A 22,745-nucleotide genomic window follows, 5' to 3' on the forward strand; every position below is an offset into this window, starting at 1 on the left:
GTTCAGAATCAGTCGGATATTTATAGCGGATTGCCACCGGAATCGCCAATTTGCGGCCCACGGCACCATTCGTCCGCCCAAGTGTGAAGATGTCACTGTAACGCTTTGATTCGCTGCATGATTCTCTCGGTTATCCAGATCCGGAGCCGGCGAGCCATGCGGCAGTTGTGAACAGTCTTTTGCCGCCGGAGGAGGCTTTTCTAGGGCATTGCGCGGCAAATCGGAAGACCCCCGCCGCCAATCGCCGCGGCGCCGCGCATCTGCGGTCCGGTTGCCGCAAGGGATTGCTCATTAAGTCCTTGCTGAGACTTTGTTTGCCGCCCTCTTTCCAAGCGCTCGCGGCTTGCCTAACAATGCCCCCATGCCACCGGGAAAACCCGGGGCGAATCCGGAAGGGGAAACGGATGTTCAATATCGACCTCCTGGTCAATGCGCTCACCACGCTTCTCGTCACTCTCGATCCGCCCGGCCTCGCGCCGATCTTCCTGAGCCTGACGGTCGGCCTCAACCGGCAGGAGCGCTTTCAGGTGGCGACGCGCGGCTCGCTGATCGCCTTCTTCATTCTCGCCGCCTTCGCGCTCTTCGGCAACGGCATCCTCGGTCTGCTCGGCATCTCGATCGGCGCCTTCCGCATCGCCGGCGGCCTGCTGCTTTTCTGGATCTCCTTCGAGATGATTTTCGAGAAGCGGCAGGAACGCAAGGAAAAGACCGGCGAGAACGCGACCGCCAAGGACCACATCCACAACATCGCGGTCTTCCCGCTCGCTCTGCCCTTGATTGCCGGGCCAGGCGCGATCTCGGCGACCATCCTGCTTGCCGGCTCGTTTCCGACAGCCGTGGAGCGCACGCAGCTCATCATCGTAATCGCGCTGTCGATCTTGAGCCTCTTCCTGGCGCTCGTGATTGCCGAGCGCATCGATCGGTTTCTCGGCGTCACCGGCCGTGCCATCCTGACCCGCCTGCTCGGCGTCATTCTGGCGGCCCTTGCCGTCCAGTTCGTCGTCGATGGGGTCAAATCCGCCATGGCCCTCTAGGACGACGACCTGAAGTCATCGCGAGACGACCGCGGCTTCCTCCGAACAAACAGAAACGCCGTGCCCCAAAACGGACACGGCGCCTGCAACAGTACGAGTTGGCCGCAACGATCAGAACGGAATGTCGTCGTCCATGTCGCGCGAGAAGCCGCCGCCCTGGCCCTGGCCGCCCTGGCCGCCGGAGCGTCCGCCGCCGGACGACTGGCGCGGCTGATCGTAATCGTCGTAACCGCCGGCGCCACCGCCGTAGCTGCTGCCGCCGAAGTCGCTGCCGCCACCGCGGCTGACGCCGGAGCCACCGCCCTCGCCGCGGCCGTCAAGCATCGTCAGCGTCGAGTTGAAGCCCTGCAGCACGACTTCCGTCGAGTAACGGTCGTTGCCGTTCTGGTCCTGCCACTTGCGGGTCTGCAGTGCGCCTTCGATATAGAGCTTGGCGCCCTTCTTCACATATTGCTCGACGACCTTGCAGAGGCCCTCGTTGAAAACGACGACCGTGTGCCACTCGGTCTTCTCACGGCGCTCGCCGCTGTTGCGGTCGCGCCAGGTTTCCGAGGTTGCGATGCGCAGGTTGGCGATTGGCCGGCCGTCCTGCGTGCGCCGGATTTCCGGGTCTGCCCCGACATTTCCGATCAAGATCACCTTGTTGACGCTTCCAGCCATGTTGCTTTTCCCGTGGTTTCACCGCGCCTTAGGCCCGGCTTGGAATTTCAAGAGCGCGCATCTTAGCGGCCAGATGCCGCCGATACGCCCCGCCTCGCACATAATCCACAACAGTTTTGGTCGTTTTATGGGCGATTTGTTCTTTATTTGTTCTAGTATTTGGCTATGATCCTGTCAACCGACTCGAATTGGCCGCCTCTTTTGCCGATTGCGCCTCGACATGGGCGTTAGCGTCATTACATAGGGGGCTTTCAACCGACATGCAAAAGCTGGCTTCCGATGAGTGAACTCAAGACCATCTCCATTCGTGGTGCGCGCGAGCACAATCTGAAAGGCATCGACCTCGATCTGCCGCGCAACAAGCTGATCGTGATGACCGGCCTATCCGGCTCCGGCAAGTCCTCGCTCGCCTTCGATACGATCTATGCCGAAGGGCAGCGCCGCTATGTGGAGAGCCTGTCGGCCTATGCGCGCCAGTTCCTCGAGATGATGCAGAAGCCGGATGTCGACCAGATCGACGGCCTGTCGCCGGCGATTTCGATCGAACAGAAGACGACCTCGCGCAACCCGCGTTCGACGGTCGGCACGGTCACCGAAATCTACGACTATATGCGCCTGCTCTTCGCGCGCGTCGGCGTGCCCTATTCGCCGGCGACGGGGCTTCCGATCGAGAGCCAGACGGTCAGCCAGATGGTCGATCGGGTGCTGGAGTTCGGCGAAGGCACGCGCCTTTATATCCTCGCGCCGCTCGTTCGCGGCCGCAAGGGCGAGTACAAGAAGGAACTCGCCGAGCTGATGAAGAAGGGTTTTCAGCGCGTCAAGGTCGACGGCACCTTTTACGAGATCGCCGAGGTTCCGGCGCTCGACAAGAAGTACAAGCACGACATCGACGTTGTGGTCGACCGCGTCGTCGTGCGGCCGGACCTCGCCTCGCGCCTCGCCGACAGCCTCGAGACCTGCCTGACGCTCGCCGACGGGCTTGCCATTGCCGAATTCGCCGACAAGCCGCTGCCGCCGGCAGAAACGGCTGCAGGCGGCTCGGCCAACAAGTCGCTGAACGAGACCCACGAGCGCGTGCTGTTTTCTGAAAAATTCGCCTGCCCGGTCTCCGGTTTCACCATCCCGGAGATCGAGCCGCGCCTGTTCTCGTTCAACAATCCCTTCGGCGCCTGCCCGACCTGTGACGGGCTCGGCAGCCAGCAGAAGATCGACGTGGCGTTGATCGTTCCGGAGGAGCACAGGACCTTGCGTGACGGCGCGATCGCGCCTTGGGCCAAGTCCTCGTCTCCCTATTACAACCAGACGCTGGAAGCGCTCGGCAAGGCCTTCGGCTTCAAGCTCGGTAACCGCTGGAACGAACTGTCGTCGGCTGCACAGAATGCGATCCTTCACGGAACGGAAGAGAAGATCATCTTCCACTATGAGGACGGCGCCCGCTCCTACAACACCACCAAGAATTTCGAAGGCATCGTGCCAAATCTCGAGCGCCGGTGGAAGGAAACCGACAGCGCCTGGGCGCGCGAAGAGATCGAGCGCTACATGTCGGCCGCACCCTGCCCGGCCTGCGCCGGTTTCCGCCTGAAGCCCGAGGCGCTGGCGGTCAAGATCGACAAGCTGCATATCGGTCAGGTCACCGAGATGTCGATCCGCGTTGCGCGCGACTGGTTCGAGGCTCTGCCGGCGCATCTCAATACCAAGCAGAACGAAATCGCCGTCCGCATCCTCAAGGAGATCCGCGACCGTCTGCGCTTCCTCAACGACGTCGGCCTCGAATATCTCAGCCTGTCGCGCAACTCCGGAACGCTCTCGGGTGGTGAAAGCCAGCGTATCCGGCTTGCCTCGCAGATCGGCTCGGGCCTCACGGGCGTGCTCTACGTGCTCGACGAACCGTCGATCGGCCTGCACCAGCGTGACAACGCCCGCCTGCTCGAAACGCTCCGCCATCTCCGCGACATCGGCAATACCGTGATCGTCGTCGAGCACGACGAGGACGCGATCCTGACGGCCGACTATGTCGTCGACATCGGCCCGGCCGCGGGTATCCATGGCGGCGAGGTCATCGCGCAAGGGTCCCCATCGGACATCATGGCCAATCCAAAATCGCTCACCGGCAAGTATCTTTCCGGCGAGCTTTCGGTCGCGGTTCCCTCGGAACGTCGTAAGCCGAAGAAGAAAAAGGAAATCACCGTTGTTGGCGCACGCGCCAACAACCTGAAGAACGTCACCGCCTCGATCCCGCTCGGCGTCTTCACCGCCGTGACCGGTGTGTCCGGCGGCGGCAAGTCGACCTTCCTGATCGAAACGCTCTACAAGGCCGCTGCCCGCCGCATCATGGGCGCGCGCGAGAACCCGGCGGAGCATGACCGCATCGATGGCTTCGAGCATATCGACAAGGTGATCGACATCGACCAGTCGCCGATCGGCCGCACGCCGCGCTCCAACCCGGCGACCTATACCGGCGCCTTCACGCCGATCCGCGATTGGTTCGCCGGTCTGCCGGAGGCAAAGGCGCGCGGCTACCAGCCGGGCCGCTTCTCCTTCAACGTCAAGGGTGGCCGCTGCGAGGCCTGCCAGGGCGACGGCGTCATCAAGATCGAGATGCACTTCCTGCCGGATGTCTACGTCACCTGCGATGTCTGCCACGGCAAGCGTTACAACCGCGAAACGCTCGACGTGCACTTCAAGGGCAAGTCCATTGCCGACGTGCTCGACATGACGGTCGAGGAAGGCGTGGAGTTCTTTGCCGCCGTCCCCGCCGTGCGCGACAGGCTGGTGACGCTGAACCAGGTGGGCCTCGGCTACATCAAGGTCGGGCAGCAGGCAAACACGCTTTCAGGCGGTGAAGCCCAACGCGTCAAGCTGGCGAAGGAACTGTCGAAGCGCTCCACCGGGCGGACGCTCTATATTCTCGACGAGCCGACGACCGGCTTGCATTTCCACGACGTAGCCAAGCTTCTTGAAGTTCTGCATGAACTCGTGAACCAGGGCAATTCCGTCGTCGTCATCGAGCATAATCTTGAGGTCATCAAGACCGCCGACTGGATCATCGACTTCGGTCCCGAGGGTGGCGATGGCGGCGGCGAGGTCATCGCCAAGGGCACGCCTGAGGAGGTGGTCAAGGAGAAGCGCTCCTATACCGGCCAGTTCCTGAAGGAGCTTCTCGAGCGCCGGCCGATGAAGAAGGTCGAGGCGGCGGAGTGATCGCCTCGACGCCGATCGGCGACCACAAGGAGTGATCGCGGATGATGCGGCCTGCTCGTCTGGAGGATCTGGCTGCTGTGCAAGGCCTGACCGAGGCGGCCTACGAGCCCTACCGGGCGCTTCTTGGCGGGCCGCCGCTCCCGGTCACCGAGGACTACGGCCCACGCATTGTCAGCGGCGAGGTTTGGCTTCGGGAGCAAGATGCAGTTGTCATCGCGCTGGCCGTCTTCGAGCGGCACGCCGATCACCTGCTGATCTTCAGCATTGCCGTCGCCCCAGCTTTTCAGGGCCAAGGGCTCGGTATCGAGCTCCTGCAGTTCCTGGAGAGCAAGGCGGCCGAGTGGGGCTTGCCGGAGGTGCGGCTCTATACCAATTCACGCATGGAGCGAAACATCGCGCTCTATCGCGCCTATGGATTTCAAGAAACGGGTCGCAGACCCAATCCCTATCGTCCAGGGTGGACGCTCGTGGACATGACGAAATCGTTCAAAGACTGAAAAGCACGCGGTCAAGCGATGACCGTTGTCGAGGAGGATGGCATGGCAAAATCCGGAAAGATCCGCGTTGGTATCGGCGGCTGGACCTTCGAGCCCTGGGAGGGCACCTTCTATCCGAGCGGGTTGGCGAAGAAGCGCCAGCTCGAGTACGCAAGCAAACAGCTTCGCGCGATCGAGGTGAACGGCACCTATTACTCCTCGCAAAAGCCCGAGACCTTCGCCAAATGGGCCTCCGAAGTACCTGAGGATTTCATCTTTTCGTTGAAGGCGAGTCGTTTCGTCACCAACCGCAAGGTTCTCTCGGAAGCCGGTGAATCCATGGAGCGATTCCTGACGCAGGGCTTGACCGAGCTCGGACCCCATCTCGGGCCAATCCTCTGGCAGTTCGCGCCGACGAAGAAGTTCGAACCCGACGACTTCGAGGGCTTTCTGAAACTTCTGCCGGAAAAGCAGGACGGGCTTGCGCTCCGCCATGTGGTCGAGGTCCGCAATCCCACCTTCCAGGTTCCGGAATTCGTGACGCTGCTGGAGAAATACGGCGTTGCCGTGGTGCTCGCCGAACATGCGGATTATCCGATGATCGCCGACGTTACCGCCGATTTCGTCTATCTCCGCCTGCAGAAGGGCAGCGACGACATCGAGACATGCTATGCGGCCGACAAGCTCGACCTCTGGGCCGAGCGCGCCAAGGCCTTCGCAAGCGGCGACGAGCCGAGCGGGCTCGACAAGAGCGATCCGGAGCGCAAGGCCGCGAAGGAGCCGCGCGACGTGTTCGCCTACTTCATCACCGAGGGCAAGGTGAATGCGCCGAACGGTGCCCGTGAGTTGCAGAAGCGCGTCGATTGAGGTCCAAGGCGGGATCAGTGCACGCGCCTGATCCCGCTCACCCGTTACCAACCTACCAGTCCTTGTGCCCGGGCCAGCGTCACCGACGATCAGCGAGGCTGGAACAGCCGCTTCAAGCGGTGTCGGCGTTTCGCTCCGGGAACCCAAAAGGCCAACGGCCTCAAGGCGCAAGACGCGAATCACGACGCCCACCCCACATCGCCTCCGCAAGTGCAACCGAGGGTACCGTTGGGGATGGTATTTATGCAGTTTTTTACCCGTCAATTTTTTGATTTCGCGCTGACCGTTGCGGCAGTCTCACAGGCAACCTCTGGAAGTGCCTGATTTTCATGGTGTTGGCCGATGTCCCCGTTTTCCACAGTCGGTCCACACAACATCTAGCGCCCAAACTTCCGTCACAAACCACCCCTTGACGCCCCCGGACGATTCACGGTTAATGGATTTCACGTTGCGACGGCGGCGGACCGGATTGTTTAGCGCCCGGTTCATCTCACCAAATCGTCGGTTCTGACAGGCGGCAGTCATGGATTTCACCATGCGGTCGCCGTGAGGATTTTTGTGCGATCTTTGTGGCCCGCTTGAGCAACATTTGGCTGGCATAAATCAGCTGTTAACACTATATTTAGTGCTTGCAGTCAGCCTATCTCACAAGATACAGGGTCACCCAGTTATGGGTTTCTCTCCAAGGACGGAAGCTGAGACTGGCTGCGGGATGCCCCTCGCGGCCGGGCGGGGACAATTGCGCCTGTGGCGGGCGCTAGGCAACACGAAGGACCAGGGACAATGAAGATTGAACGTCGTTTCACCAAGGCCGGGCAATCCGCCTATGCGGAGATCGAATTCCGCAAGGCTACGAGTGAGATCAAGAACCCCGATGGTTCGATCGTTTTCCGCCTTGCCGATATCGACGTTCCGGCGCAATTCAGCCAGGTCGCTGCCGACATTCTCGCCCAAAAGTATTTCCGCAAGGCTGGCGTGCCCGCCAAGATGAAGCGCGTCGAGGAGAACGATGTCCCCTCCTTCCTCTGGCGCTCGGTTCCCGATCAGGATGCGCTGAAGGCGCTGCCGAAGGAAGAGCAGTACGGTTCCGAAACCGATGCCCGCCAGGTCTTCGATCGCCTGGCCGGTACCTGGGCCTATTGGGGCTGGAAGGGCGGCTATTTCGACACGGAAGAAGACGCTTCCGCCTTCCGCGACGAACTCGCCTATATGCTCGCCACCCAGCGCGTTGCGCCGAACTCGCCGCAATGGTTCAACACCGGCCTGCACTGGGCCTACGGCATTGACGGCCCCGGCCAGGGCCACTTCTATGTCGACCCCTTCACCGGCAAGCTGACGAAGTCCAAGTCCGCCTACGAGCACCCGCAGCCCCATGCCTGCTTCATCCAGTCGGTTGCCGACGATCTCGTCAACGAAGGCGGCATCATGGACCTCTGGGTGCGCGAAGCGCGCCTGTTCAAGTATGGCTCCGGCACCGGCTCCAACTTCTCGCATCTGCGCAGCGAAGGCGAAAAGCTCTCGGGCGGCGGCAAGTCCTCGGGTCTGATGTCGTTCCTGAAGATCGGCGACCGCGCCGCCGGCGCCATCAAGTCGGGCGGCACCACCCGTCGCGCCGCCAAGATGGTCGTCGTCGACATCGACCATCCGGATATCGAGGAATACATCAACTGGAAGGTCAAGGAAGAGCAGAAGGTTGCCGCCCTCGTCACCGGTTCCAAGGTCGTCGCCAAGCACTTGAAGGCGATTATGAAGGCCTGCGTCAACTGCGACGGCACCGACGACGCCTGCTATGACCCGAAGCAGAATCCGGCGCTGAAGCGCGAGATCCGCGCCGCCAAGCAGGCCCTGGTTCCGGAAAACTACGTCCAGCGCGTCATCCAGTTCGCCAAGCAGGGCTACAAGGATCTCGAATTCAAGACCTACGACACCGATTGGGATTCGGAAGCCTACCTCACGGTTTCGGGCCAGAACTCCAACAACTCGGTCTCGATCAAGGACGACTTCCTGCGCGCCGTCGAAGCTGATGGCGACTGGCACCTGACCGCCCGCAAGGACGGCCGTGTCCTGAAGACGCTGAAGGCCCGTGACCTCTGGGAGTCGATCTCCTACGCCGCCTGGGCATCGGCCGATCCGGGCCTGCACTTCAACACGACGATGAACGACTGGCACACGAGCCCGGCCGCCGGCCCGATCCGCGCGTCGAACCCGTGCTCGGAATACATGTTCCTCGACGACACCGCCTGCAACCTCGCCTCGCTGAACCTGATGATGTTCAAGGATGCGGCGACCAAGCGCATCAACATCGCCGACTACGAACATGCCGTCCGCCTGTGGACCATCGTTCTCGAAGTCTCGGTGATGATGGCGCAGTTCCCGTCCCGCGAGATTGCCGAACTCTCCTACGAATACCGCACGCTCGGCCTCGGCTACGCCAATATCGGCGGCCTGCTGATGTCCTCGGGCATCCCCTATGACAGCGCCGAAGGCCGCGCCATCGCCGGTGCCCTCACCGCGATCATGACCGGTATCTCCTACGCTACGTCGGCCGAAATGGCTGAGAAGCTCGGCCCGTTCCCGGGCTTTGCACCGAACCGCGAAAACATGCTGCGCGTCATCCGCAACCACCGCCGCGCCGCCTATGGCGAGACGACCGGTTACGAGGCGCTCTCGGTCAACCCGGTCGCCCTCATCCATGCCGACAGCCCGGATCAGGACCTGATCATCCACGCCATGAGTGCCTGGGACAAGGCGCTGGAACTCGGCGAGAAGCACGGTTACCGCAACGCCCAGGCGACCGTGATCGCGCCGACCGGCACGATCGGCCTCGTCATGGACTGCGACACGACCGGCATCGAGCCCGACTTCGCGCTGGTCAAGTTCAAGAAGCTCGCCGGCGGCGGCTACTTCAAGATCATCAACCGCGCCGTTCCGGAAGCGCTGCGTTCGCTCGGCTATAGCGAAAGCCAGATCGCCGAGATCGAAGCCTACGCAGTCGGCCACGGCAACCTGAACCAGGCGCCGGCAATCAACCCGACGACGCTGAAGGCCAAGGGCTTCACCGACGAGAAGGTGGAAGCCGTCAACGCCGCGCTGAAGAGCGCCTTCGACATCAAGTTCGTCTTCAACCAGTGGACGCTCGGCGCCGACTTCCTCAAGGGCACGCTGAAGGTCACCGACGAGCAGCTCGGCGCGATGGACTTCAACCTGCTGGAGCACATGGGCTTCTCCAGGAAGGACATCGAGGCCGCCAACATCCACGTCTGCGGCGCCATGACGCTCGAAGGCGCGCCGTTCCTGAAGAACGAGCACCTGCCGGTCTTCGATTGCGCCAACCCCTGCGGCAAGATCGGTAAGCGCTACCTTTCGGTCGAAAGCCACATCCGCATGATGGCGGCGGCGCAGCCGTTCATCTCGGGCGCGATCTCCAAGACGATCAACATGCCGAACGAGGCGACCGTCGAGGATTGCAAGAACGCCTACATGCTTTCCTGGAAGCTGGCGCTGAAGGCGAACGCCCTCTACCGCGACGGCTCCAAGCTGTCGCAGCCGCTGAACGCCTCGCTGATCGAGGACGACAAGGACGAGGATGCGCTGGAAGACCTGATCCAGGCGCCGGCCGCCGCCCAGGCCGTCACCATCACCGAAAAGATCGTCGAGCGCGTCATCGAAAAAGTGATCCGCGCCCGCGAAAAGCTGCCGAACCGCCGCCAGGGCTACACCCAGAAGGCCGTCGTCGGCGGTCACAAGGTGTATCTGCGCACCGGCGAATTCGGTGACGGCCGCCTTGGCGAGATCTTCATTGACATGCACAAGGAAGGTGCTGCCTTCCGTGCGATGATGAACAACTTCGCCATCGCCATCTCGCTCGGCCTGCAATACGGCGTGCCGCTCGAAGAATATGTGGAGGCCTTCACCTTCACCAAGTTCGAGCCGGCCGGCATGGTCCAAGGCAACGATGCGATCAAGAACGCGACGTCGATCCTCGACTACGTCTTCCGCGAACTGGCGGTCTCCTATCTCGGCCGTCACGACCTCGCCCATGTCGACACCTCCGACTTCGGCAACACCGCGCTCGGCAAGGGCATCCAGGAAGGCAAGACCAACCTGATCTCGACGGGCTGGACCCGCGGCTACAAGCCGACGATCGTCGGCGGCACGGCGGATCGTGCGGCCAGTGAGCCCAAGGGCTCGTCCACGGCAGCCCCTGCCCGCGCTTCGTCCGGCGCGACGGTGACGGCAATTGCCGGCAACGCGGCCCGCAAGCTCGAGACGACTGCAGCGGTCACCACCTCGGAAGTCGTCGCCTTCAAGCGCGACTATGAAGAGCGCGCCGCGGAACTGGCGGAAGAGATCGCCGGCGAAGTCGAGCAGGAAGTGACCGCCCTCTTCTCCGACAAGGCAGCCGCAGAAGCGGCATCGGCCAAGACGGATGCCAAGAAGGTGGAAGCCGAACGCCGCGCCCGCTCGATCATGCAGGGCTACACCGGCAACATGTGCACCGAGTGCCAGAACTTCACGATGGTGCGCAACGGCACCTGCGAGAAGTGCGACACCTGCGGCGCGACGAGCGGCTGCAGCTGAGTGTAACGCGGGCCCTCTTGGATGGGCTCCGCACAAATGTCGCGGAGCCCAGAATGTGAGACAGATTGAGCCGTTAAAAATGTCACGCAGTGTCGCACTGAAGTTTCCGTACAGCGGAAACTGATTTGACTGGGCGCGTTCAGCGCAATGTCCGGGCACTGAAGGTGCCCGGAAAATGCCTCTCAGAACAAACGGTGAAACAATCGCATTGGTTGGGTCTCCGCTTACATTCGGTGTAATTTGGAGTTGACCGGCAAATGGCGAATTCATGGAAGTATGACCGGGCGAAAACGGCCATCGACGCACGCATTAAAGACGTCGAAAACGTCACTGTAGTCGATTACACGCGGACCACGTCATTGCAGTCGATCCCGACCAACAAGGCCTATCGACTGAACGGCGTCCACATTTACGTCGACATCGTCAATTTTGAAGACATGCTTTGGTCGACTGACACGGAAGGCGAGACAAGCCACAAACGCGCCCTTCGCTTCCTCAATCTACACTACCGCGCCGTCCATCGGATTCTCTCCGATGCCGATGCGATCCGAGTCGATTTCCATAACCAACGTTTGCACGCAGTTGTGGCAAAGCCCTATGGCGAGGAAGCGGAGGACGATCGTGTCAACCGCGCAGTAGCAATTGCCAAACTGATCGTGGACGTTCTTGCAGAAACCGGAGACGACGACGAGAAGATCCCGAGCGCGAAACTGCGTGTCGGAATCGATACCGGCAAAGCGCTTGCCGTCAACAACGGCAGAAACGGATATCGAGAGCCTCTGTTCCTTGGCCGCCCTGCCAACATTGCAGCTAAGCTTGCGTCCAACAACAAGGCGGTTGGAATCTACCTGAGTAATGAAGCGCGCGAAGCGATCGAACTCGACACCGTCGATGAGCCGGCGAAGACCAAACTTTCGGACGAGGAGGTCAAGAAGTGCGAGGATGAGGCCAAGCTCGGTCTCGATAAAGATTCCATCGTTTCGGAGTGGCGGAAGGACAACGAGAAGAACCCAATTGGATCCTTCTCCTTCTCTCGGGCAACGCCGCCGCTGAAGAACCTCGATATCACGGTGCTCACCCCGGCAAACTCCCGTCGCATGGAGATGGTTTCCGTTTACGCGGACGTCGATAACTTCACGGCGTATGTGGACTCACATATCGACAATGAGGCGGAAGACGTCGTGCGCTGTCTTCATGTGATCCGTGCAGAACTCGACCGGGTTCTAAGCTCGGATTTTTCCGGCCGCCGGATCCGCTTTATCGGCGACTGCATCCACGGGCACCTTCTCGAAGGTACCGCCCACACCACTTATGAGGAAGCCACGATTTCGACGGCTGTCCTTTGTGCAGGCGGTCTTCGAAGCAGTTTTGAACTTGCGCTGGATCGCCTCAAAGATAACGGTGTGGACACCGACGATCTTGGCCTTGCCATTGGTTTCGAGTTTGGCCCCGGCTCGATCACGCGTCTGGGAATGCAGGGGAGCCGCGTTCGCTGTTCGACTGGGAGATCGGTGCTAATTTCCGAAAAGGAGCAAAAGCGCTGCAACGGAGTTCAGACGGCAATCGGACAGGTGGCGTATGACGACGGCCCGTCGTCGGTTAGGAAGCTATTTGGGTCCTCCCGACGTATCTCCAATCTCACCTATGACGTCGCACTCGAAGCGCTCGCGGCCGAAGATGATGAGACGGCGAAGGCCGTGCGCGCGGCCCTTTACGCCGCCAGCAGTCCTGCCCTCGTCAAGGCGGCGGAAACGCCTTTCCGCCCCCACTTGAAAATCGGTTGAGCTCGCGTTGTCGCCTATCGAGTACCTAAACAGCGTTGCCTTTGAAAACCATGCCCGCCTCGTGTCATCGGAGCGCGACCATGCTATCTATTGTGTCCGCCCACCAAGCCCATCCGGCGCGCCTTCTCCAGACTTCGTACTTGAGATCCGACGGGAGGGAGACGCTGTCAGTGTAAAGGAGCAGCATCCAATCCTGCTCCCCTCCTTCTGCGCAGAACGGCACATCAATCCGGGGGGTACGTTCTGTCTTTATTGGGGTGAGGCCGAACCATCAGCGATCAAGTGTCGGGAAGATGCGAAGGTCTGGTGGGGAAAGCTGTTGACATTCCTCCTCCGGCAAGGGACGGCCGCCGCGCTACGACGTTGGCCGGGAAAGGCGGACGCTCGCGCTCACGGCTCGGCAGCAGCCAGGTTTCAGGCGTTGGCAGAGGAGAACGCTTCAGAGCTCGGATCACAGATATTCGACGCGGTGAGGGACGATCGTCTTCGTGTGGCCCGTGGTCATCGACGAGATCGAATTGCCCTCCTCCGCGATGGCCGGAAGCTCATCACGGTCCTGCGGGAGGAGCACCGGGTCATGACGCTTCGCCAGCGTTGCAAGTGCGACAACACCGGTGCGCGCCACCTGCCCCTCAGCGCCTGCGGTGATCATGCGCGTCAACTCGCCAATCTGGCCCTCAACCTTGAAGGATGGAGGAGGTCCGAGCTGGCCTTCTACGACTACCTGCGATCGACCAATCAGGTCTGTTGCGGAACGATGGAAGACTGCCCGCTGGCGAAACACTAGACTGGAACCTGACGATGGCGAAGAACGATCAGCAGGAAGCCTTTGAAAAATTGATGTCCGCGAACCATGGCCGGATGATCGATTTCGTGAAGTTCGCGGAGACGAAGAATGCTGCGCTGCTGACTTTCTCATCCGTGTGGATAGGTGCGATCATCAACCTCCTCAAGTCGCCGGACGAGCTTCCCTTCGGGTACAAATATGCGTTTCAAGCAGCGCTTCCCCTGCTCGCGGTCGCTGCTGTCCTTTGCCTAAAGTCATTGCTGCCCCGGTTCCTGAACCAGGTGTACAAGAGTGACGACGACGTGGTGAACCTGCTCTATTTCGCGGACATCGTGAAAGGCGGGGTCAAAGACTACCCGGAGATGACCCAGAAAGAGTACATGCCTTCAGAGGGCGAGTCCGTCACGCCGACTTACGTGCGTGACCTTGGAGTACAGACCGCTATCCAGGCGTCGATCGCCTATCGCAAATTCCGGATGTTCCATTGGGCCGGATCCTTGGTGTTGATTGCTTTCGTTGTCATGGCGTTGCCGCCAATTGTCGCTTGGTTGCGCTGGGTGATCGCCCAGTTCCCCTGCTGAAGGAGTGGCATCGATGACGATCGCCGAAGACATCAAGGGGAATGCACCACTCGGACGAGATCACCATAGGATCGGGGGCAGTCGCAGTCGGGCCGGGAGCAACCGAGGGAAGCCCCAGCACCCACGGCGTTAAATCCACTTTAATTTTCTCAACCTAAGGAAGCAGCCCTAAGGAATTTGGGATAAGTTCGTGAATAACCACAACACGCCCGCGATAGTAAGATATGCAGATATGCGCGGCGTCGCGCGAATGATCTCCAAAGAGAAGCTGCAGGATCTAATTGACGATGGCCTTTTGGACGGCCCGCACCGAACGTATCAGGGTGTCGAGATCGACGTTACTCCGATCGATGAAGCCGCGCTCTCGACTTGGGAGCAAGACTGGGCCAACCATGATGGGCGGCGGTATGATTGGGATTGGCGTGTTGAAAGACAAGGTTGGCGAACTACATTAAGGTGCACGGACGCAGCCATTTGGGCGGATGGCATACTTTGTGGCTTGATGATTGGATGCGCCACTAAGGGCCGAGAATATCTTCGCATTGACGTGCTCGAGGGCTCTCCGGATCCCAATCACCCACTAAAGAACAGAATTGCTTACTGCGTGACCGAAATCGGTTTAGCTTTCGGAACGGTTTTTGGGTGTCGGCAGTTGGCCTTTATGAGGCCCGTCGATGACGCGATCCCGCTCTACGAGCAGTTAGGCTTCGAACTTGCGATGACTCGCGCTAATGTGCGATATTGCAGCCTGAGGATATGAGCGATGAAGTCCCTAAAGCTACAGCTACAGACCAAGCTATCTTCCAAGGGTTCCAGTGCCGTTGGGCGCACTCCCTCGGACGACGAACTTGCACGCCGAGTTGAAGAGTATAGAAACCGGGAACGTTCTTTGAACGCTGGGTTATGGGCGTTGGCAGATAACCTGGAGGACGAAGTGGGGGGGCGACCGGTGTTCGCCGAAGACGCACAGGGAAAGAAAGCTCAACTTAAGTACTAAGTCGCGCAAACGCTGAACGCAGAAGACCTTCACCGCCGTGCAAAAAATCCCCGCTCGGCGAAGCACTCGCTTATATCGCCAAATACTGGGATGGCCTCTGCCTATTCCTCAGCGACGGCCGCATCGAGATCGACAACAACACCGTCGAGAGAACCATCCGGCCGATGGCCCTGAATCGCAAGAACGCCCTCTTCGAAGGCGCGGTTCGATAGCGATCTTTGCCAGTTCGGCGAGCGAACTTCATACGATGTATCCTGCTCGTGCCTTTTACCGATCACCCTGGTGCGTTCGGCTGGGGTGTTTGGGCCGAGGTCGAGTGGCCTACTTTCAAGCGATATCTGGAACTATACGAAGCGGACGGTTTATCAGAGCCTGCATACAGAGGTCTCCTAGCGAATGAAATTCCCGGCTAACCGGCGATGTGGTGAAGGACATCGGCGGGGCAGGCTTGCGGATCGACGTTGTTCATCTTGGCCGAGACGATCAAGCTGTACATGGCAGCGGCCCTCTGGCCACCGCGGTCCGAACCGGCGAATAACCAGGATTTCCTGCCCAGCGCTATACCGCGCAGGGCGCGTTCGGCGGCATTGTTCGAGAGGCAAACACGCCCATCGTCGAGGAAGAAGGTGAAGGCAGGCCAGCGGTTCAGCAGGTAATCGAAGGCCTTGGCGAGATCATGATCGCGCGACAGCTTGGCACGCTGAGCCTTCATCCACGCTTCCAGCTCCAGGACCAAGGGTTTGCTGCGCTCCTGACGAACGGCCTTTCGGACCTCCGCGCTCGGACCGTGGACGTCGCGCTCGATGCCGAACAGAGCGTCGATCCGCTGCACCATTTCTAGGGCGATCGGCGAGATGACGGCCGGCTTCTTGCCCTGCGCTCTCCGGCGCGCATTCGCATCGACGTCGGCCATCGCATAAAAGGGCCGCCTCGCATGGACCCAGCAGGCTGCTTCCGTTAGCCGACTTCTTCGTCCTCAGGTTCCGTCGTCAGGACGAGCGGCTTGTCGAGATAAATCCACGGATAGTCGAGAAAGGGCCTGCATTCCGACAGGCTGAGGACGACGGCTGCTCTCCAATGATTGAGGGCAAAATCCTTATTAAATGAAGGCGTCGCTCCCCGGAGATATTCTCGAACCTGTTCGCGTTCGTCCGCGAGGCCCCGGAACATCAAGAGCGACGGCTTGAGGGGGAACATCATAATGTTGATGGAATCCACCCCGACTTTGCCGACCCGACCTGGCTTGCGCTGCGGGTTTCGGTAATTCGCGGACAGCGATTCCATTAAATCGCGGACAGCGTTTTCGCTAAATCCGGGACAGGGATTTCGCTAATTCCCGGACAGCGATTTCGGTAAATCCCGGACAGTTTTCTCGGCGACAAAAGATCGACTTTCGCCCGCGCCGTCTTTGTCATTCTGCACCTCGATTTGAGCGAGGTGGGGTGAATGGCGAGACGGAAGCAGGCGAGACTTACGAGTGTGAAGGACATTCGATCGATTTTGAGACTGGCGCACGAACAAGGGCTTTCTGTTCGGGCGATATCGGAACGGCTGAAGATCAGCAAAACGACCGTGTCGACCTACCTTCTGCGGGCTCGGGAAGAGGGTCTGTCATGCTGGCCCCTGCCGCCCGGCCTTGATGACGACGCCGTTTTGCAGCGTCGCCTGTTCCACCGCCGCGGGCGGCCGCCGCAGGATCTGGACGAGCCCAGTTGGGCGAACATCGCCAGCGAGCTGAAGCGCAAAGGGGTGACGCTGACACTGCTATGGCAGGAATATCGCGAGCGGCACCCGAATGGCTATGGATACACATGGTTCTGCGAGCGGTTTGCCGCTTTCGAACAGCGAGCCAATGCGACTTTCCGCAATCGCCACACCGCCGGCGCGGCGATACAGACGGATTATGCCGGACAGACCGTGGCCATCATCGATCCTCTAAGCGGCGAGATCCGGCCGGCGCAGATCTTCGTCGCGGTGCTGCCGGCGTCGCTCTTGACCTTTGCCTATGCGAGCTTCAGCCAGAGGCTGCCGGACTGGATCGAGGGCCAGCAACGGGCGCTGAGCTTCTTCGGCGGCGTGCCGAAAGCCATCGTCTGCGACAATCTGAAGGCGGGCGTTGCCAAGCCCTTGTGGTTCGAGCCGACGATCAACGCGACGTTTGCGGCCTTCGCCGAGCATTACGACACGACGGTCCTGCCTGCTCGTCCAAAACGGCCAAAGGACAAGGCGAAGGTGGAAGGCAGCGTCCTCATCGTCGAGCGCTGGATCCTGGCGCGGCTGCGCAACGAGCACTTCTTCAGCCTTGCCGACCTCAACATCCGGATCAGCCAGCTTCTCGACGATCTCAACAATCGGCCGATGCGCCGCATCGGCAAGTCCCGGCGTCGGCTCTTCGAGGAGATCGAACGCGCGGCACTTGCGCCGCTTCCGGCAACCGCCTTCGAATATGCCGAATGGAAATCGGCGAAGGTCCATCCCGACTACCATGTCGAGGTCGATAAGGCCTTCTACTCTGTGCCGCATCGCCTGATCGGCCGGCAGGTCGAGGTTCGCTTGACCTCCCGGATCGTCGAAGTCTTCCACGATCACAAGCGTGTCGCCAGCCACCGCCGCACCTCGCAGCGCGCCGGGCACGTCACCGTCAGCGAGCACATGCCGAAGACGCATCAGCACTACGCCAACACCACGCCGGCGAGCCTGATCAAGCAGGCCGCGAAGGTCGGCGGCAATACGGCGATTCTGGTCGAGCGGCTGATGCGCGACAGGCCGCATCCGCAGCAGGGATACCGCGCCGCGCAGGGCGTTCTGTCACTCTCGCGTCGCTACGGCCCCGAGCGTCTCGAGGCGGCATGCGAACGGGCGCTGACGATCAATGCGCTCAGCTATTCGTCCGTCAGCACCATCCTCAAATCCGGTCTCGATCAGGCTCCGCCCGCCGCCGAGCCGGTTAAGCCCGCTCCTCCACACAACAACATCCGCGGCAGCTCCTATTACCAGTGAAGAAAGGAAGCCTCTCAATGCTCACTCATCCAACCCTCGACCAGATGATCGCGCTCGGCCTGTCCGGCATGGCGACAGCTTATCGCGAACTGAGCGACCAGCCGCAGGGCAACGATCTCAGCCGCGATGAATGGCTCGGCCTGATGCTCGACCGGGAGATCGCCGTTCGTGCCGACAAGCGCCTGACCAATCGGCTGGTAACCGCCAAACTGCGCTTCCCCGACGCCTGTATCGAGAACATCGACTTCGCCGCAACACGGGGGCTCGACCGTCGGCAAATCCTCTCGCTCGCGCAAGGAGCCTGGCTCAAAGCCCATGAACATCTGATCCTCACCGGACAAACGGGAACAGGCAAAACCTGGCTCGCCTGCGCCATCGGACGACAGGCCGCGCGGCTCGACTATTCCGTTCTCTATGTCCGCATGCCCAGGCTCTTCGAAGATCTGGCGCTCGCCCGTCTCGACGGCCGCTTCCCACGACTGGTCGACAAGCTCGCCCGCGTCCAACTGCTGATCCTCGACGATTGGGGCACGCATGCCCTCACCGATCAGCAGAGGCGCGATCTCCTGGAAATCTTCGAAGAGCGCTATCGCAGGAAATCGACCCTCATCACCGCGCAACTGCCGGTCGCCCAATGGCATGAGATGATCGGCGAGCCGACGATCGCCGACGCTATTCTCGATCGTATCGTTCACAACGCCCATCGAATTGCCCTCGAAGGCGACAGCATGCGAAAACCAAAATCACGGCTGCTCTTGACCACAACGCAAAACGACGAAATCAATAGCCGCTGACATCAACCAGGCGGACGAAAGTCGATCCCGTGAAACTGTCCGGGAATTAATGAAACGACTGTCCGCGATTTACCGGAATCGGTGTCCCGTTAATCCGAAATCCGCAGCTTGCGCTTATCCTTGATGAGGATATCCTGCGGTTTCGAGCACTCGTTCAAGGGGTAGGCCATGTCTCGTACCGGCGAATTCAACGCGATTGGTCATCAGCCTGTAGCAAAACGAGAGGTTGACGTCAGCGTCGCAACTGGCGCCATGCGCGAAAAACTGTCTGCCGCTGGCCAAGACAAGAGTTCCGACAGTGGGGCAACGGAGTCGGCTGGGTCCAGTGGAGAGAAAAAGAGCGCGAGCTGACGGTGGCTGGCCCGGCCTGGACCGAGACCATAGGCTTTGCCGCGGATGTGGCAACGATAATCGGACTGGGGTATGCAGGACACCAAGTTCGTCGCGCTAGAATTGCAGCCTCTTCATCTGCTCTCGCGACTATCGTCACCAATATCAGGCATGAGATAGATAATGTCGCCGAGGCGAAACCAGATGACCTCTTTGAGGCGACCAGCAACCTATTGAACGAGATCGAAATCTCTTGTGGGATCTACTTTGACGGCCAGTTCGGCGGTCACACGGGAAGAATCGCTACGACCTTCCTGAAAGATATTCTCGCCTCGATCGAAACCAATGAAAAGCTTCTTGAGAATGCCGCACTGGCCATTGATCAGTCCGACACGTTTGAGTGTATTCGCAAGTTCTGCAAGAAGCACAAGCGGGATTGGAAAGCGCTTCGATTGGCTTCGACAGCTCATGCGACACCGACGCGGCCCCGCTAAGTGCGTGTCGCTATCGCCTTCGGGGCCTTGGGAGATGCTATAGTGCGAATTGGCCTTATTACAACGAGGCAACATGAGCCTCACCACCGCTTTTATCTCCGAACACGTCTGGGAGGCTAATCAGGTCGACCATCTGACGGCCTATGAAAAGCGGAGATCGCTCGAGCGCGCCGTTGTCACCATTCGCGAGATGCGCGACCAAGTCGGCATCCCGCCGAGCCGGACGACTGCGGATTCTGTGATCGACCTGCAGACCACCGCGGCGACAATGGAGCGGCGCAATGACGACTATGTAAGTGCGGCGCTGCTCGACCCCGCCGACATTGTAAGGACGTTGCGCATCATTCTGGATGGGGAGGAATGAGATCACGGATTTTTCCGATGTCGCGCGCTGCATAAGGAATGTCATGCTGCCGTCGTGCTCGTGTCGCATTGCATTTCCGCCGACTGACCGGAAGACGACGTTGCAATCGGCCGGACGGAAGTAGCCGACGAAAGGTGGCGGTCGGCGGATTTTTGGATCGGCTAATCGCGATGGAAGGTCGCAAGCAGGCGGCCCTGTTTGCGCTTAAGCAACCGCTGGTCCTGTGAATTGCCGTACCGAGATCATTCCTAAGTTGCAAAAATAAATCGAGAGTGTATTTTAAGGTTTCCTAACGTTCCAGTTGTTTACGTGTTGTGAGGGCCTGCGCGTGAGTGGCAGCTTGGCAAATGTTTCATCGAAAATCTTCCGCCTCTGTTTGAAGTCTACGGTCCTAGGCACGCTCATAGGTGTGTCAGGCTGTTCGACAACCCCAAATACTGGGCTTCCTGGCGACCGGTGGTCGTCGGTCGAGGGCGCAATTGTCGGAGACGTCCGACTTCAACCGGTCGCCAGCAAGGGGCCACGCGTATTTAGAGCGGTAAGGCCCTCACAAAGTGAGCAAGGCATGGACCCAGGCGCTTGGGAAGTTTCCTACGTCGTGCTCGTACCGGGGCCTTTGAAGGAAACGCGCGGAGATCAGCAGGGGCCATTTTCGAAAGAGGTCTCTGACGCCCTTATTCGGTGCGCACCAACAATCGGCGCTTTCTCTGACGAAAGCGCTTGGAGGGCTAGACCCGATCTCGCATTCAAGACAGGCGTGATTAAAATTGGCGGACGCGTTTTCTATCAGTACCAAACTCATTACGCCAAGTGGCGCTTGGTCCTAAGTGACACCGGACGAGGATATCGGATCGCCGATTTCCGTGCCCAGGTGTTCGGAGCAATCTCGCGCGTGCCGCGCGGTCGAAACGTCCGCACGACGGTAGGCGTCGGATATGCGCCCTTTAATCACGAAACAGAGAAAGCGGCCGAGATAACTTTTTCTCCCCTTGCGTTGGAATCGATAACAGCGAGGTGCAGCGGCGGTTTTCGACTGTCCGGCCCCACCGCTCGATCGGAAGACGGAGTCTGGCGCGAATCCATAGTGGGGCAGCCATTCAACGCCGTAGTCGATGTCTCAGAAGAGGTGACGCGATGACTTTGGGCGCGCAACCAGGCGGCGTATCTTATACCGTCAAAGTAAAAGCGAAAACAACGCTGGCAAAAACCTACCTGTTTGGGTCGGATAGTGTCGATCGGTATTTCGACGCTAGATGCATCATCGTATTCAGGGTCGACCCGGAAGGAGCGCCAGTCAAGATTACTGCAAAAGGTAGAGGTCACGCCGACATCGACATCTGTACGCTGCAACCATCGCAAGTCCATGCATTACAGTTATTCGATCTAAAGGCCGTTTGGGCCGAGGCCGACGAGGACCTCCGAGTTCACTGTTCAATCCTTGCAACCTCGTGACACCTAGGAGCAAGACCCATGGCCAAGAGCTCTATCCGTTCGCTTCGCGTGCAGGCAAGCCAAAGCGTCGATCTCGCCTTCAACATGCCAGGGGTCATCGCCTGGCAAAACTATGATCACAACGCTCTTTCTGGCCCTGCAAATCTTGGGCAGCGCGTTGCTAAGTTCGACGTCGAGAGTCAGGTCTACCCGGTTCTCAACACGCCTCACGACTCGATCGAAGGAATGCTAAAATATGACGCTTCCGAGTTGGCGCGAGTCCTTAAGGGGAATTCGCTCTTCGTCATTCGTAACGCCGGATTGGGGGCCTCGCTCGATCAGATGCTTCAGCAACGGCGCGGAGCGTATCTCGACAAGTTCAAGCACAGAGACGCCATTCAGACGCAAATGAACGCCTTCGTTCCTGCCATGATCGGCCACGTGACTGCGATGGAGACGGCGGGTACCAATCGATTTCAACAAATCGACGCGGCATATGGGGCGGGGAGCGTCGTAAAGACGACAAGAACTCAGACGACTGCCCCGGTGACGACGAGCAAAACCAGTGTCAATCCAGTTAGTACGATCACGACTGCGCTTAAAGACGACAATCAACCAATTGCCGGGATGATTGAGACAACGGTGCTTGATGGAAGTAATACGACGGTTCAGACGCAGAAAACCCCGCGCACAGTTGGCGCCCCGGCCACGCTTCAAGGGACGAATTGGACACCTGCGAGCGCGCCCTTTGATACTCAGATCGTAGAGACCCGCACCGCCGGGCCGCAGGACATGATCAGCGACCTACCAGCTTACAGCCATCCCAAGCTCGAGAACGTGTTTGGCTACAATCAAGCGATGGTCGCACTCCTTCCTGAGTTGCTCCGCCAAAAGACGACGGAGCTCAAGCTCGCTGACATCTCCACGATCCTATCGAGTGAGTTGAATGCGATGGATCTAGAGGTCCGCAATCTGCAACTGAACTTCGTGCATACCTACCTCGCCGCGCCGCTAGACGGAATTGTCACCGGAGTTTTCAAGGATGTAGGTGAAACGGTTGAACCAGGTGAACCTGTGATCCGCATCGAAAACGACACTACCATCTACGTGGTTGGGCGTGTTCACCATCAAGGTCCGTTATGGGTAAACCGGCAGGTCGCTATCGAACTGAAGTCGATATTTGAAGATGGAAGTTCGCATCAAATATCGGGTCCGATCGTTGCGATACGAGGACACGAGAACGACAACGATGAATGGGAGATAATCTTTCGTTGTCAAAATCCGACCTCGCACTCCGGACAGAGGGTGCTACCGCTCAATTATCATTTCGATCCCGACACCGACGTCTTCAAGGCCTTGTGAGA

The 22,745-nt window shown here is 59.7% G+C and carries 18 protein-coding genes and 1 pseudogene; 16 read left to right on the forward strand and 3 right to left on the reverse strand.

Going from position 1 to position 22,745, the window contains the following annotated elements; genetic code table 11:
* Positions 1–404: 404 nt before the first annotated feature.
* Positions 405–1,034 (forward strand): MarC family protein, encoded by a 630-nt coding sequence (locus AC1Z3V_RS26415; protein ID WP_483502606.1) that lies wholly within the window; start codon positions 405–407, stop codon positions 1,032–1,034.
* Between the two features lie 111 nt (positions 1,035–1,145).
* Here AC1Z3V_RS26415 and AC1Z3V_RS26420 read toward each other — a convergent pair whose 3' ends face one another.
* A complete protein-coding gene (locus tag AC1Z3V_RS26420; protein ID WP_483502608.1) occupies positions 1,146–1,694 on the reverse strand; it encodes a single-stranded DNA-binding protein in 549 nt (182 codons plus the stop codon).
* A 279-nt stretch (positions 1,695–1,973) separates the two neighbouring features.
* On the opposite strand from AC1Z3V_RS26420, the gene uvrA reads away from it, so the two are divergent.
* The 10 genes and pseudogenes from uvrA to AC1Z3V_RS26470 all read left to right on the forward strand — a co-directional run bounded on the left by uvrA (position 1,974) and on the right by AC1Z3V_RS26470 (position 15,381).
* Positions 1,974–4,895: an excinuclease ABC subunit UvrA gene (uvrA, locus tag AC1Z3V_RS26425; protein WP_483502610.1), complete on the forward strand. Its 2,922-nt coding sequence runs from the start codon at positions 1,974–1,976 to the stop codon at positions 4,893–4,895.
* 44 nt (positions 4,896–4,939) lie between these two features.
* On the forward strand, positions 4,940–5,392 hold the full coding sequence (locus AC1Z3V_RS26430) for a GNAT family N-acetyltransferase (RefSeq protein WP_483504157.1): 453 nt from the start codon (positions 4,940–4,942) through the stop codon (positions 5,390–5,392).
* Between the two features lie 42 nt (positions 5,393–5,434).
* Complete coding sequence (locus tag AC1Z3V_RS26435) at positions 5,435–6,238, forward strand: DUF72 domain-containing protein (protein WP_483502612.1); 804 nt, start codon at positions 5,435–5,437, stop codon at positions 6,236–6,238.
* 783 nt (positions 6,239–7,021) lie between these two features.
* A complete protein-coding gene (locus AC1Z3V_RS26440) occupies positions 7,022–10,819 on the forward strand; it encodes a vitamin B12-dependent ribonucleotide reductase (protein ID WP_483502614.1) in 3,798 nt (1,265 codons plus the stop codon).
* A 257-nt stretch (positions 10,820–11,076) separates the two neighbouring features.
* Positions 11,077–12,603 (forward strand): adenylate/guanylate cyclase domain-containing protein, encoded by a 1,527-nt coding sequence (locus AC1Z3V_RS26445; RefSeq protein ID WP_483502616.1) that lies wholly within the window; start codon positions 11,077–11,079, stop codon positions 12,601–12,603.
* Between the two features lie 61 nt (positions 12,604–12,664).
* Positions 12,665–13,390, forward strand: a complete 726-nt coding sequence (locus AC1Z3V_RS26450; protein ID WP_483504158.1) for an E2 domain-associated cysteine-rich protein — start codon at positions 12,665–12,667, stop codon at positions 13,388–13,390.
* Between the two features lie 14 nt (positions 13,391–13,404).
* Positions 13,405–13,971, forward strand: coding sequence for a Pycsar system effector family protein (locus AC1Z3V_RS26455; RefSeq protein WP_483502618.1), 567 nt, complete (start codon positions 13,405–13,407; stop codon positions 13,969–13,971).
* 190 nt (positions 13,972–14,161) lie between these two features.
* On the forward strand, positions 14,162–14,731 hold the full coding sequence (locus AC1Z3V_RS26460; protein WP_483502620.1) for a hypothetical protein: 570 nt from the start codon (positions 14,162–14,164) through the stop codon (positions 14,729–14,731).
* Between the two features lie 281 nt (positions 14,732–15,012).
* Positions 15,013–15,168: pseudogene (locus AC1Z3V_RS26465) on the forward strand (IS66 family transposase); the annotation flags it as partial.
* Positions 15,169–15,186: 18 nt separating this feature from the next.
* Positions 15,187–15,381, forward strand: coding sequence for a DUF2199 domain-containing protein (locus AC1Z3V_RS26470; protein WP_483502621.1), 195 nt, complete (start codon positions 15,187–15,189; stop codon positions 15,379–15,381).
* Here the strand turns inward: AC1Z3V_RS26470 and AC1Z3V_RS26475 are convergent.
* Positions 15,378–15,881, reverse strand: coding sequence for an IS66 family transposase (locus AC1Z3V_RS26475; RefSeq protein ID WP_483502622.1), 504 nt, complete (start codon positions 15,879–15,881; stop codon positions 15,378–15,380). The genes AC1Z3V_RS26470 and AC1Z3V_RS26475 overlap by 4 nt on opposite strands.
* 44 nt (positions 15,882–15,925) lie before the next feature.
* Entirely contained in the window at positions 15,926–16,252 is a 327-nt protein-coding gene (locus AC1Z3V_RS26480; RefSeq protein WP_483502623.1) for a hypothetical protein, read from the reverse strand.
* Positions 16,253–16,414: 162 nt separating this feature from the next.
* On the opposite strand from AC1Z3V_RS26480, the gene istA reads away from it, so the two are divergent.
* The 5 genes from istA to AC1Z3V_RS26505 all read left to right on the forward strand — a co-directional run bounded on the left by istA (position 16,415) and on the right by AC1Z3V_RS26505 (position 22,743).
* Positions 16,415–17,968, forward strand: coding sequence for an IS21 family transposase (gene istA, locus AC1Z3V_RS26485; protein WP_483497769.1), 1,554 nt, complete (start codon positions 16,415–16,417; stop codon positions 17,966–17,968).
* Positions 17,969–17,985: 17 nt separating this feature from the next.
* Complete coding sequence (gene istB, locus AC1Z3V_RS26490) at positions 17,986–18,762, forward strand: IS21-like element helper ATPase IstB (RefSeq protein WP_483497768.1); 777 nt, start codon at positions 17,986–17,988, stop codon at positions 18,760–18,762.
* A 353-nt stretch (positions 18,763–19,115) separates the two neighbouring features.
* On the forward strand, positions 19,116–19,586 hold the full coding sequence (locus tag AC1Z3V_RS26495) for a hypothetical protein (RefSeq protein ID WP_483502625.1): 471 nt from the start codon (positions 19,116–19,118) through the stop codon (positions 19,584–19,586).
* A gap of 73 nt (positions 19,587–19,659) precedes the next feature.
* Positions 19,660–19,950 carry a hypothetical protein gene (locus AC1Z3V_RS26500; protein WP_483502626.1) on the forward strand — a complete coding sequence of 97 codons (291 nt, stop codon included), beginning with the start codon at positions 19,660–19,662 and terminating at the stop codon, positions 19,948–19,950.
* 1,470 nt (positions 19,951–21,420) lie between these two features.
* Positions 21,421–22,743, forward strand: coding sequence for a biotin/lipoyl attachment domain-containing protein (locus AC1Z3V_RS26505; RefSeq protein ID WP_483502627.1), 1,323 nt, complete (start codon positions 21,421–21,423; stop codon positions 22,741–22,743).
* Positions 22,744–22,745 lie beyond the last annotated feature (2 nt).

Source organism: Ensifer sp. 38_S197 (assembly GCF_056924495.1).

Bases quoted from the DNA above. Each gene is read 5' to 3' on its own strand.
- AC1Z3V_RS26505 (WP_483502627.1), top strand. From the start codon at position 21,421: ATGGCCAAGAGCTCTATCCGTTCGCTTCGCGTGCAGGCAAGCCAAAGC.
- istB (WP_483497768.1), top strand. From the start codon at position 17,986: ATGCTCACTCATCCAACCCTCGACCAGATGATCGCGCTCGGCCTGTCC.
- AC1Z3V_RS26480 (WP_483502623.1), bottom strand. From the start codon at position 16,252: ATGGAATCGCTGTCCGCGAATTACCGAAACCCGCAGCGCAAGCCAGGT.
- AC1Z3V_RS26455 (WP_483502618.1), top strand. From the start codon at position 13,405: ATGGCGAAGAACGATCAGCAGGAAGCCTTTGAAAAATTGATGTCCGCG.
- AC1Z3V_RS26420 (WP_483502608.1), bottom strand. From the start codon at position 1,694: ATGGCTGGAAGCGTCAACAAGGTGATCTTGATCGGAAATGTCGGGGCA.
- AC1Z3V_RS26475 (WP_483502622.1), bottom strand. From the start codon at position 15,881: ATGGCCGACGTCGATGCGAATGCGCGCCGGAGAGCGCAGGGCAAGAAG.
- uvrA (WP_483502610.1), top strand. From the start codon at position 1,974: ATGAGTGAACTCAAGACCATCTCCATTCGTGGTGCGCGCGAGCACAAT.
- AC1Z3V_RS26440 (WP_483502614.1), top strand. From the start codon at position 7,022: ATGAAGATTGAACGTCGTTTCACCAAGGCCGGGCAATCCGCCTATGCG.
- AC1Z3V_RS26435 (WP_483502612.1), top strand. From the start codon at position 5,435: ATGGCAAAATCCGGAAAGATCCGCGTTGGTATCGGCGGCTGGACCTTC.
- AC1Z3V_RS26445 (WP_483502616.1), top strand. From the start codon at position 11,077: ATGGCGAATTCATGGAAGTATGACCGGGCGAAAACGGCCATCGACGCA.
- AC1Z3V_RS26500 (WP_483502626.1), top strand. From the start codon at position 19,660: ATGAGCCTCACCACCGCTTTTATCTCCGAACACGTCTGGGAGGCTAAT.
- AC1Z3V_RS26430 (WP_483504157.1), top strand. From the start codon at position 4,940: ATGCGGCCTGCTCGTCTGGAGGATCTGGCTGCTGTGCAAGGCCTGACC.
- istA (WP_483497769.1), top strand. From the start codon at position 16,415: ATGGCGAGACGGAAGCAGGCGAGACTTACGAGTGTGAAGGACATTCGA.
- AC1Z3V_RS26415 (WP_483502606.1), top strand. From the start codon at position 405: ATGTTCAATATCGACCTCCTGGTCAATGCGCTCACCACGCTTCTCGTC.